Below are 11,673 nucleotides of genomic sequence, written 5' to 3' on the forward strand. Positions count from 1 at the left end.
AGGCCGCTGTTCGGCTTCTTCGAGGCTTTCGCGCTGCCCACAGCTGTCTACGCGACCGACAAGGATTTCACCGATGGCGTGCTGCGCTCCGAACTGATCCTGAAACGGGCGGCGCAGGCCGTTGATGATATTGCGGTTCTGCTCGCTAACCGGTCAGGTGTCAGATTGGCAGCGGAGTAGGTTTACAGCGCTGCCCTTGATGGCTAACCGGCGAAGCCGCAGAGGGCTCAATGAGCGCAGGCTTGTTGACAAGGCCCTTGATGCGCGGCAAGCGTTGGGAAGCGCCCCAAGGCGCGTTGAGCGGCGTCCAACCCCAAGACCGAGGGTAGCAACCTCGCCACCTTCGCTCCAATTCGAGAGGTCCAAATGCACGACAGGATGTTCTTCACCCCGGTCGCGGTCAGCGTCGGCGCCGGCCACAAGCGCATGATTGCCTCGCTGTCCGGCATGCATGAGTTCCTGACCGAATTCCTGCCGTCGCGCCGGCGGCTGAGCTACGGCGCCGCGGTGAAGGCGTGCGAGGCGGCGCGGGCCGGCGAAATCTCCGCCGAATCGGCGCGCGACGCGCTGATCACCTTCGCGGTGACGGCCGGGATTCTCTGGCCGTCGGACCAGCCGGTCGTCTCGGTGACGCCGGTTGCGCGCGGCCAGGGCGGCTTCGCCGCCTGAGACAGCCCTATGGAAAATCGAGCTGGAACCCGCCGGCGACGGCGGGTTTTGCGGGAACGGCACGGCGTGGAAAGCGCGGTGCGCCATATAGAAGCCGATATCGGCGATCACCAGCACCTCGACCGCCTGCAGCCAGACAGGCTGCGACCTGACGGCGGCGATCAGCGTCTGAGGAATGAGACCCTCAACCAAAAGCATCGCCGCGCCGACGACGAGAAGCAGGCCGAACTTGAGTTAACGGCTGTTCCGCGTGCAGCGGCAGGCTCGAGCGGAATGAAGATGGTGCGATGACCAGCATCGCCTTGAAGTCGATGAGAGCGTACACGTTCACTCTCGCGGACAGCCGATATCAGCTGCCAACCTTAGTAGCCAATGGATGAACCGAGCGTTGATGCTCGCGGGTCACCGAGAATGCAAAGGCGTGATCAGCGAACTTGGTGGATAAGAAGATTCCATCGGAACGTTTACGGCTCTGCGCCGACAGAAGAGCAGAACTGCAACAATCCCGAAACCGGCGAGACCAATGCCGGCGATGACATCTACGAGATAGTGGTTGCCGACGACCGCAGCCTGAAATGGCCATTCCAATGTTGAGCACAAGGAACGGGTAGCGAAGCCATCTCAGCTCCCACGCCGCCCAGGCGAAAAGAACGGCACTCGCTGCGTGGAGGGAGGGAAATGTCATGATCCCTTGCGCCTTGGCTAGGTTAAAGACGAAGTGGGGATCGGATTTGACGCCCTTTAGCTCATCCAGGAAAACGTATCCCCATGTGCGATCGATGTTTTGCAGATCGTCTGGGTGGATATTGAAGGTGACGTAGGTGCCCTGGGCCGGATACCAAATCGATATCACACAGCCGATGAAGTAGATCGCCGCATACATCAGTATCATCTGATACGAGCGTAGGGCGCACCCGGATAGCGCTAGGATGATAGGCAGCCAGATGAATTGGGTCTGGAAACTCCTGTAAGCCACGTTGAGGGGCTGCGCGAGATAAGACCTGCCGTCGACGAATCTCAGAAGCGCCGGCCAATCGAGCCTAAGCACCTGATCCATCGCTTTCAACTGATCATCCGCCCAAGGCCTGTCCAAGCGGACGGCAAGGTAGACGGCCAGAATAATAGGAACGACGAGCAGGACGCCGTACAGGAAGCTCTTGATTGCCGCTCTTATGCGAGACCATCTCCTTGTGGCTATCCCGCAGATCAAGGCAAAAATGAATAGCGCGAAGGCGCCGGCGAAACCTTAATCGACCTTCAGACCTACGAGCGCACCGAGGCAAGGGACAACGGCATACGCCGTTGCCGTTACCCATATCAGAGCGTATCGCGCTCTCGCAACGTCCGACATCACTACCCCCGGCAATGTCGAGCACGCTGATCGAAAAATATTAAGACTCTATTTCTCCAATGGAGTCTATTTTTTTCATTATTCTGTCTTCGACTCTGCCTAAGGCCCTGTTTCGTTTCCAAAATTTCGTATGTATATTACACATCTCTAAAATTAAGTAGAGATTGCTTGCGTAAAAGTTTTCTGCTAGCTGATAGGCGTATCTTCTTGCGAACAATACCACCCTATCGAGCAAACCGTTTGTCGCGGTTTTTGCTCTATCTCGACCCCTCGCGCTGGCCATTGAAGTCGTGGCGATTTGCTGTTTTTTGCGCGCTGCAAATTGTGGAGATCAACGGTGTTTAGGAAGAAAATTCTTCTCGTTCTTTCGGCAATTCTCTGCGCTTTGGGTGGCAATGCGGCGCGAGCGGCGTGTACGCTTCCGAACACTCTGACGAATGGTCAGACGGCGGATGCAACGCAGGTTATGGCCGACTTCAACGCCTTGGTGACCTGCCTGAATGCGGCTGGGCCTGGCGGCTCAGGCAATTCGATACAGTACAACAATGGTTCAGGTGCGTTAGCTGGAGTCGGACCTCTGACCGACGGTCAACTTGTCGTTGGCGCGACCGGAGGCGCGCCACAGGCGCAGACCCTGACAGCCGGCTCAGGCATCACTATTACCAACGGCCCTGGCAGCATCACCATATCGTCCACCAGTGGTGCGGGCGGTTCAGTGAGCCCATTCTATGATGCCAGCGTCATCCCGTTAACCAAGCCGGTTGCTTCTTCGTTCACTGTCGCCAACAGCAGCGGCGCCACTGGAACTTTGACTGATATGACAAGTCGTGGCGTCGTGCTGTCTACACCTGGAGTTGGCAGCCAGACCACCGCGATAGAGCAACCGATCGTCAATGCCAGCACGTTCACCGTTACGACACTGGTATATCCGGTCGGCTATCTCAACGGAAATTGGTTTTGGGGTATTTGTGTTAAGGACACAGCCGGAAAATACGCAGCGTTCGGCTTTCGTAATACAACACCGGTTTCGTATTTCAAGTTTTCAAACATCAGCACGTTCAACAGTTCGTCTACGTCGACGGGCATTGTGAATGCGCAAAATCCTATCTGGCTGAAACTGCAGGCTGCGAGCGGAACTTTCACATTCAGCTTTTCCTTCGATGGCGAGCATTTCAATCCCGGTTGGTCGGTTTCGATGACGGACTACCTGACCTCAAGTCTGTCGTCCGTCGGCATTCTCATCCTGAACAATTCGAGCGGCCAAGCTCTGCCGCTCGATGTGTTGTCGTGGACGAACACCACGCCCTGATGGGGGTGCCGCCCGGATCACCTCGTCGAACTCGGTAGGCCCGGAAGACCCTGATTTGAGGAGCTCGCATGTCCAAGCTGTCCAACCTGCTTCAATTCATCAATTCGCGCTCCTCGAGGCGCGTCCTCGTGATCTTGCTTCTGACGATTTCGAGCTCGGCCATAGCGGGTTCGGTCACATACACCTACGACCAGACCGGCCGTCTGACGACCGCGCTCTACGACAACAATACCTGCATAGCCTACAGCTACGACGCCAACGGCAATCGGACATCGCAGACCACTTCGGTCGGCGGCACTCCTGTATCCGCCGTGTGGGGATCGGGTGTGTGGGGCTGCTTCAAATGGACACCATGAAGCGGGCCGGCGATAGGCCCGAGGGCGCTGGTCCGGCGCCCGGATGTGTCGGGGCGCGGCCCCGTCTGATTTAGCTGATGATTTCTCAGGAGGCGACTATGAGGAGTTTGAGGTGGTTGGCAGCAGTCGCGGTCAGCGTCCTTCTGGCTATTCCAATAGGTGCCTCAACGGTCAGCGCTGCGACCGTTCCGGGCCCTGCTTCGATTTCGGCGGCAATTTCATCCGCCCGCCTGCCTGAGGCCCTGGTCGCAACATCTCCGACAAATGTTCTGGACGATGAAGCTTTAGCGCAAGCGCTGACCGAATATCGGCAAAAAAGCGATCCTTCGAGATTGAGCGGGCTCGAAGATTTCGTCGCCAAGCACCCATCGTCGCCTTGGGCGGCGGGAATATGGACGAATCTCGGCCTGGCTTATCTGCATGAGGGTTATTTCTCCCGTGCGATCGACGCCTGGCGCCAAGCCTGGACAGCGGGCAAGTCGGCGACCGATCCTCGCGCAAGGGCCTTGGTCGACCGTGCGGTGGCCGAGCTTGCGCAACTCTATGCCAACCTTGGCCATAACGACAAACTGTCCGAACTCTTCGATGAGGTCGGACGTCGGCCGATCACGGGTTCTGCCACGGAGGCGTTTCAAAACGCCCGCGAAGAGCTGGACCTGACCACGAAGGATCCAAGGCATCTGTTCATTTGCGGCCCGCTCGCGCTCAAGCAGCTCTTGCTGGCTAAAAATGTCAGCTTCGAAAAGGCTGACAGGCTTCAATGGTACAGAGCCGGCCCCAATGGGACGAACCTGGCAGAAGTGGCAGGGCTTGCAGATAAGGCGGGCTTGTCGCACCGCCTGATTCTTCGCAAGCCGGGACAGGACGTGCCAGTGCCCTCAATCGTACATTGGAAGGTCGGTCACTTCGCGGCGATCGTTGGCCAAGCCAACGGCCGATTTCATATCAGGGACTCGGTATTCTCCAGCTCTGATTTCTGGATCACGCAAGCGGCGCTCGATGCGGAAGCCAGCGGCTACTTCCTCACTCCCAGCGATATTCCTGTCGATAACCGCTGGCGAACGGTGGACGCCAGAGAAGCGTCCGCAATCTGGGGGAAAGGGCCCACGAACGGGATAAGGCCTGGCGATCCGAACGACCCCAACGCAAACAGTCCGGGACCGGGCCCAGGCCCAACTCCGCCAATCAGTCCGCCCACTCCGCAAGCTGGACCGCCAACGCCGCCTCCGAATCCGAACTGCCCGCTTTGCGGCTACAACATCAAGGAGTCGAGCGTTGCCGTCTCCCTCTCTGACACGCCGGTTGGCTATACGCCTCCTATCGGCCCATCGGCGAAGGTTGAGATAAGCTATAACCAGCGCGAGGACAGCCAGCCGGCCGTCTTCAGCTTCTTCAATGTCAGCCCCAAGTGGACGATGGGATGGTTGTCGTATGTGACCGATGACCCAGCCAATCCAGGCGCCAATGTGTCGCGTTACATGCGGGGCGGCGGTGCTTTCTATTATCTGGGGTACGACGCAAATTCCGGAGCGTTTGCTGCCCAGGACGACGATGGCTCGATCCTGGTCCGTGCGACCGGCTCGCCGACCACATACCGGCGCCAGTTGCGGGATGGCAGCGCCGAGATCTACGCACAGTCCGACGGAGCGACAGCCTATCCCCGCAGGATATTCCTGAGCCAGGTCATCGACCCGCAAAATAATGCGGTGACGCTGAACTATGATGGCCAGCAGAGGCTGATCTCACTTACGGACGCTGTTGGGCGCCTCACCACATTCACCTACGGCCGGTTAGGGACGCCGCTTCTCATCACCAAGATTACCGATCCGTTCGGCCGCAACGCTACGCTCTCTTACGATGCGAATGGTCGTCTTAGCTCGATCACCGATATTATCGGCCTGACCTCCAGTTTCACCTATGACGCCAATTCGCTCGTCAACTCGATGACGACGCCTTACGGCACGACGAACTTCGCCTACACAGCGCCGGGAACAAGCAGTTCGCCCCGGTTCGTCGAGGTTACGGACCCGCTTGGATATCACGAGCGAGAGGAGTGGGTGGAGCCGTCGGTCATTCCAGATAGCGATCCGGCGAATTCGGTCCCGCAGGGAATGTTGGTGACCAACCAATACCTGACCTATCGCAACAGCTTCCATTGGGACAAGGACGCCTATGTGCCTGCAGGCTGCACTCCTTCAGGCGGTTGCGACTACACAAAGGCGCGTGTGCGGCATTTCCTGCACATGCCGAACTCCTCGATCAAAGGAACGACGATCGAGAGCGTAAAGTACCCGCTCGAGAACCGCATCTGGTACAGCTATCCCGGCCAGTCGACCGTCTACAGCGGAACATTTAGTCGGCCGATAGCCATTGGCCGCGTGCTGGACGACGGCACAACACAGCTCAGCAAGTTCTCGTACGACACGAACGGCTTCTTCAATCTCACTCAAGTCATTGACCCAACGGGGCGCACGACATCATACGCCTACGCCAACCAGGTCGACCTTGCGGCAGTCAGCCAGACGACCCAGGCGGGCTTTCAGACGACGATCGCTCAGTACATCTACAACGGCCACCATCGCCCGCTGTTCTACACCGATGCCGCCGGTCAGACATGGCGTTACACCTACAACGCCGCTGGCCAGATGACCTCTTCCGTGGACCCCGTGGGACACACAACAACGTACCATTACGACTCTTCAGCCAATTTGACGTCTATCACCAATGCCAACAACACAACTGCCGCAACCTACACCTATGACGGCTTCGATCGCGTCCGCACCTATACCGATTCAGAAGGATGGACCGCCACTTACGACTATGATGCGGCTGACCGGCTGACAAAAATCACCTATCCGGACGGAACGGTCGACCTCTACACCTACGGCAAGCTCGATCTCGTTTCCTATACGGACCGTTTGGGCCGGCAGTGGGCCTACACCTATGATGCCAATCGCCGCCTGACCAAGACCATCGATCCGCTAGGGGCTCAGACCGTGCTTGGCTATGACGGCCTCGACCAGGTCGCCAGCCTCACCGACCCGAAGAGCAACACTACAACCTGGACCTATGATCCGCAGGGTCGTCTGACGCTGAAGACATATGCCGACAGTAGCACTGTCACCTATGCCTATGAGAACACGACCAGCCGGCTGAAATCGGTTCTCGACGCGCTCGGGCAGACCAAGCAATACAGCTACGCCAAGGACAATAGGCTGACTGGCGTCACCTACCTCAATGCGGTTCATCCGACGCCGGATGTCAGTTTCGCGTACGACACCTACTTCCCGCGCTTGGCGTCGATGACGGACGGTACCGGAACGACGCAGTACAGCTATTTCCAGCCCTTCGCTCAAGGCGCTTTGCAGCTTCAGCAGGAAAACGGGCCGCTGCCCGGCGGTGCTGCTAACTATGCCTACGACGAACTGGGGCGCATCATATCCCGCGTGGTGTCCGGGGCGGGCGGAGAAACGTTAGATTATGACTCAATTGGCCGCCTGACCAGTCATGTCAGCGATCTTGGATCTTTCACTCTGAGCTACCTAGGACAGACCGACCAGATCACAAACCGTCAACTCGCCGACTCCACTTTGTCGACAAGTTGGAGTTATCTCGCCAACTCTGGCGACCGGAGACTTGCTCAAATGAGCAATATCGGCTTGTCGGCAAGCCAGTATTCGACTTACCAGTATACCACGACAGCGGACAATCTGATCGCTGCCATCACCGAGACCGGCGACAGTTCGGTCTCGTATCCTACGGTCATGACTCAGGTCGCGACCTACAACAATCTCAACCAACTCACTAATTCGTCTGGGCAGGCTCGTAGTTACGATGCGAACGGTAACTTGCTTTCAGATGGTCAACGGACTTACGACTGGGATGTCGAAAATCGGCTTATCGGCATCAACTATCCCAGCCCGACAGGTAAGGCTACAGCGTTTAGTTACGACGGTCTGGGCAGGCGCGCAGAAATCACGGAAACCCCCGGGGGTGGAGGTAGCTCTGTTACAACAAGGTACATTTGGTGCGGAGTCAGCCTGTGCCAGGCACGGAATCCAAGCGACTCGGTTGTGCGACTATACTATGCAGAAGGAGAACTCGTTCCTGGTTCACCCACGCAACCCTATTATTATGGTCGCGACCAGATCGGTTCTGTTCGGCGTGTCTTCGCCAGTACAACAAATGCGCCTTCATATGACTATGATCCTTATGGAAACACGCTACAAGCCACGCCACGGCTTACGGATTTTGGCTATGCAGGGACGTTTAGCAGCGCCGACAGCGGCCTTCATTTGGCCCGTCATCGCGTTTATGACCCAAATGTAGGGCGATGGCTGTCTCGTGACCCTATCGATGACTTAAATGCAGAGCCTGACAAAGGCCTTTCTTTCTTAGAAACCGGAGAGTCTCTCCCGTTTTCGGGAGGGGCTTACCCTTGGCAAACGGTAGCAACCGGGCCCAGTCCGTTCCAAGCTGTTTACACCGATTTAAACCTTTACGCCTACGCAAATCAAAATCCTATCTCGCTCACAGATCCGGGCGGCTTGGTAACCCCCTTGACTGGCGCCCCGTGGTCAATGTGGATGAGTCCGGGCGGAAGGACGATGCGGTTTTTTGACGGGAACGGAAATGCCGATTTCGATATTGACATTCCTGGGCACCATTTCCCCATGGAGTGGCACGGATGGTGTGGTAATCAGCGCGGGCCGGCCATGCCATTTTAATTGGAGACTTCAATGAAACAGCTTGGAGGCTACGATTTTGGGGACTGTGAAGTTAGACGAATAGACTTCGAGATTTCTAAGGTTACGATGAGGATTTACAGACCGTCGGACGAAGCAGAAATCAGTATATACGCCGAAGGGGTGCTTCTATTTTCCATGGACACAAACCTACCGCAGAATGTTCTGCAGAGCTTAACCGAACTAAATATTTCTAATAGTAACAAGTTCGTTAGTACGAGGATGATGGACTGCAACATGGATGTAGGAAAGTTAGATAGAAGATTAAAGGTTATATATGCTGAACCGATAGCTGGCGCAGAAATTGCAATTGTGTGCAAGAAATACAAGGTAAGCGTAACAAACAGGGTGGCGCCAGCGGCCGCCACTGATCGATTGTAGCACCTACGATCTCGCTGCTGGTCGTGCCAGTTCCCTCTAAGTGTCCGTTCCAAAAAAGAGGTGAGTGATTTCAGCGGGTTGTGATTCTGTCGGATTGCTGAGATTCGACGGAGATCATGATGCCCTGGACCGAAACCACTCGCCCGCAATATGTGCGGCGCTGCGCCCGTTACGCAAGCGATCTCACGGATGCTGAATGGGCGCTGATCGCGCGTTTGATGCCTTCGCCGAACCGGATCGGCCGGCCGCGCAAGACGGATCTGCGCGAAGTCGTGAACGCGCTTCTGTATATAGCTTCGTCGGGCGGCGCGTGGCGGCTTCTGCCGAAGGACTTCCCACGGTTCTCGACGGTGCAGAAATACTTCTGGCGCTGGCGTGACGAAGGACTGCTGCGCACCATCAACAATGAACTCGTCATGGCGGCGCGCGAACGCGAAGGCCGGGAAGCAAGCCCGTCTGCCGGCGTCATCGACAGCCAGACGGTCAAGACCACCGAAAGCGGCGGAATACGAGGCTTCGACGCTGGCAAGAAGATCATGGGCCGCAAGCGCCACATCGTCGTCGACACACTGGGCCTGATGGTCGGCGTGGTCGTTCACGCCGCCGACATTCAAGACCGCGACGGCGCGCCGGCCGTCTTGAAATCCATCCTCAAACGCTGGCCCTGGCTGCGCCATGTCTTCGCCGATGGCGGCTATGCCGGGCCGAAACTGCGGGGCGCCTTGCAAAAGCTCGGCAAGTTCACGTTGGAAATCATCAAGCGGTCGGACAGCGCCAAAGGCTTCGAGATCCTGCCGCGCCGTTGGGTCGTAGAGCGAACCTTCGCATGGCTGGGCAGATGCCGAAGGCTGGCAAAGGACTTCGAGCGATCAATCGAATCCGCACAGGCGTGGGTCTTCATCGCAAACATCCGCATGCTCACCCGAAGGCTCGCAAGGGCATGAAAACACGACGGTCATTCTGATTCAGACACTAAGCCCCGAAGTTGGCGCTCAGGCTTAAGGTCAAGTGGACACAAGCCAATCTCCGTTTGCGACGTAGGACTCTGTGGTGCGATCAAATCGTCAAAGGCGGGCCAGGCCATTAGCCACGATAGACAAACCCGAGCGCAGCACACTCGCGGCGCGAGGAGGAGCCGTCTTGGCGCATGATCGAGCAGCTCTTGGCGCCGTAGGGGAGCGTCAGAGTTCGAAGCGGTCGCTGCGCAGATCGTTGAGGCGATATTGCCAGACCAGGTTCGGATCATTGGAATCGACGCCGGACGTCGACCAATCGGAGTGACGGGGCGTCTTGCGGATTTGATTGGGGCTGTGCCCGTGGAGCAAAAGCGCGGTCAGATAGAGTTCGATCGCATGGATGGCAGACAATCTGAACGGCGCTTGAGTGAGCGGCTTGCCTGATCGGCCGAGCTGAAAGGAGGAATGTGCCAGTTCATGAATCTGCTGCGGGGAGGCCAGCTGTCCCGGATATTCACGTTCTGCCATCGTCATTTACGCCGACCTCAAGACTTATCGCGGTTCCCTAATCGGCCGAGCTAACCTCGCCGCCGAACATCGTTTTAAAGGTGGTCAGGCAGTTCGTGATCGCAGGATTGGCGGTTGTCATAACCGTATAGGGGTCCGTTTGGCCGGGAAGTAAAGGCTGGTATTCCACCATCGCCGTAGCTGACTTAAAGTAATCGCCGTTGCTGGAGAACATTCCGACAGCCATCAGATTTTCAATTGCCCGGCTCGTTTTGTTAGTCATCCTTCCGGTGATTTTAATAAAGCCGTATTCGGTTTCACATCTAGACCCGTCGATTTTGAGGTCAGGCCTCGCCGCAATCCGTTCGGCCTCGATTTTAGCCTTTGCCTGAGCCTCATGCTCCTTCGCGGTTTGCGCTCTCACCTCGGCTACCGTCTGCTGGAATTTGGCAGCCTCGGTAGCCTTTTGTTCGGGCGATTTCAGGCTTTCGGAGATTTGGTGTCCAGCGATCGGAAGGGCGATCATCGCAATGATGACGTTTGCAGTAATGCGCTTCCAATCCGCCGTCAGGAAATCGAAAATGCGAGTAGCTATCGATCTGGCGATGGGATTGCTTGGGTCCTAAGACGGGCTGCGTCTGCGCTACCACGGCACCGCGCTTTCCGAATGGGCCCGTAGTCTCGCCCATGTTCAGTCCGCCGATATCTGCTTTTCGGCCAACTAACCCATATTCATCGCCCCGATCGAGCATTCCTGTCATCGCCGAGAAGCATGAGGATTTGTGAGGCGGAATGGAACCAGTATGCCGTCGTCATTGAACTTCGACGGGCCAGCGGGCGTGAAGAGTGTAAAACGGAGCAAGGAAAGTTGTCGGAGAGGCGGCGGCCTCGGAGGATGAGGTTTTCATCCTGCAGTTCCGCATCTGGCTGAAGGACGTGAACCCTATGCTGGCCAGCTTGTTGGCGATCGCGAAGGTCTACATGCACTTGCCGCGTCGGTCCATCGAAGCACGGCATGCGCGCCGCATGACCGCCCACAAATCCTCACATGCTGCCCAGTCTGACAACCCGTTGGGTAGTAACGGCTTCTTTACCATGAGCGGGCATTCTGATTGAAGGCGCTGGTTCGCGCATAGCCTGCCCGTCGTGACGGCGCAGCCTTCGCCTAGGCCGGCGACCGACGCCTTCATGTAACCCCGCCCCCAAACAGTATGCCTCGGCCGCCGGCCAGCCGGTCCATGAGACTGTTAGGATATACGACCAACCCGCTTTCCTCTTTCGGTCACGGGCTGGCGCTGGCCGCCTGCGCCGGCGCGGAGCTCGCCGATCTCGAATTCGTGCAGTTCCACCCGACTGCGCTCGACACGCCGCGCCGGCCGATGCCGCTGGTCAGCGAAGC

Annotated in this window: 10 protein-coding genes and 2 pseudogenes; 9 read left to right on the plus strand and 3 right to left on the minus strand. The window is 57.3% G+C overall.

Annotated features, from left to right (window positions below; genetic code table 11):
* The 3 genes and pseudogenes from ACWGS9_RS32545 to ACWGS9_RS32555 all read left to right on the plus strand — a co-directional run.
* Positions 1-180 (plus strand): annotated as a pseudogene (locus ACWGS9_RS32545) (FMN reductase); the annotation flags it as partial.
* A gap of 186 nt (positions 181-366) precedes the next feature.
* Entirely contained in the window at positions 367-669 is a 303-nt protein-coding gene (locus ACWGS9_RS32550) for a DUF982 domain-containing protein (RefSeq protein ID WP_454509081.1), read from the plus strand.
* A 66-nt stretch (positions 670-735) separates the two neighbouring features.
* Entirely contained in the window at positions 736-960 is a 225-nt protein-coding gene (locus ACWGS9_RS32555) for a hypothetical protein (protein WP_454509082.1), read from the plus strand.
* A 58-nt stretch (positions 961-1,018) separates the two neighbouring features.
* Here ACWGS9_RS32555 and ACWGS9_RS32560 read toward each other — a convergent pair whose 3' ends face one another.
* Entirely contained in the window at positions 1,019-1,726 is a 708-nt protein-coding gene (locus tag ACWGS9_RS32560) for a phosphatase PAP2 family protein (protein ID WP_454509090.1), read from the minus strand.
* Positions 1,727-2,357: 631 nt separating this feature from the next.
* On the opposite strand from ACWGS9_RS32560, the gene ACWGS9_RS32565 reads away from it, so the two are divergent.
* From ACWGS9_RS32565 to ACWGS9_RS32585, 5 genes are all read left to right on the plus strand, one after another.
* The gene (locus ACWGS9_RS32565) at positions 2,358-3,329 is read left to right on the plus strand and encodes a hypothetical protein (protein ID WP_454509083.1); all 972 of its coding nucleotides are present in this window, start codon (positions 2,358-2,360) and stop codon (positions 3,327-3,329) included.
* 68 nt (positions 3,330-3,397) lie between these two features.
* Complete coding sequence (locus ACWGS9_RS32570; RefSeq protein WP_454509084.1) at positions 3,398-3,685, plus strand: RHS repeat domain-containing protein; 288 nt, start codon at positions 3,398-3,400, stop codon at positions 3,683-3,685.
* 98 nt (positions 3,686-3,783) lie between these two features.
* Positions 3,784-8,412, plus strand: a complete 4,629-nt coding sequence (locus ACWGS9_RS32575) for an RHS repeat-associated core domain-containing protein (RefSeq protein WP_454509085.1) — start codon at positions 3,784-3,786, stop codon at positions 8,410-8,412.
* A gap of 12 nt (positions 8,413-8,424) precedes the next feature.
* On the plus strand, positions 8,425-8,811 hold the full coding sequence (locus ACWGS9_RS32580; RefSeq protein WP_454509086.1) for a hypothetical protein: 387 nt from the start codon (positions 8,425-8,427) through the stop codon (positions 8,809-8,811).
* 119 nt (positions 8,812-8,930) lie between these two features.
* Positions 8,931-9,755 (plus strand): IS5 family transposase, encoded by an 825-nt coding sequence (locus ACWGS9_RS32585; RefSeq protein WP_454509087.1) that lies wholly within the window; start codon positions 8,931-8,933, stop codon positions 9,753-9,755.
* Positions 9,756-9,992: 237 nt separating this feature from the next.
* On the opposite strand, the gene ACWGS9_RS32590 is transcribed toward ACWGS9_RS32585, so the two are convergent.
* Complete coding sequence (locus tag ACWGS9_RS32590) at positions 9,993-10,301, minus strand: hypothetical protein (RefSeq protein ID WP_454509088.1); 309 nt, start codon at positions 10,299-10,301, stop codon at positions 9,993-9,995.
* A 31-nt stretch (positions 10,302-10,332) separates the two neighbouring features.
* Complete coding sequence (locus tag ACWGS9_RS32595; protein WP_454509089.1) at positions 10,333-10,800, minus strand: hypothetical protein; 468 nt, start codon at positions 10,798-10,800, stop codon at positions 10,333-10,335.
* Between the two features lie 730 nt (positions 10,801-11,530).
* Here ACWGS9_RS32595 and ACWGS9_RS32600 point away from each other — a divergent pair.
* Positions 11,531-11,673: pseudogene (locus tag ACWGS9_RS32600) on the plus strand (FAD-binding protein); the annotation flags it as partial.

Source organism: Mesorhizobium sp. Arg314 (assembly GCF_053714275.1).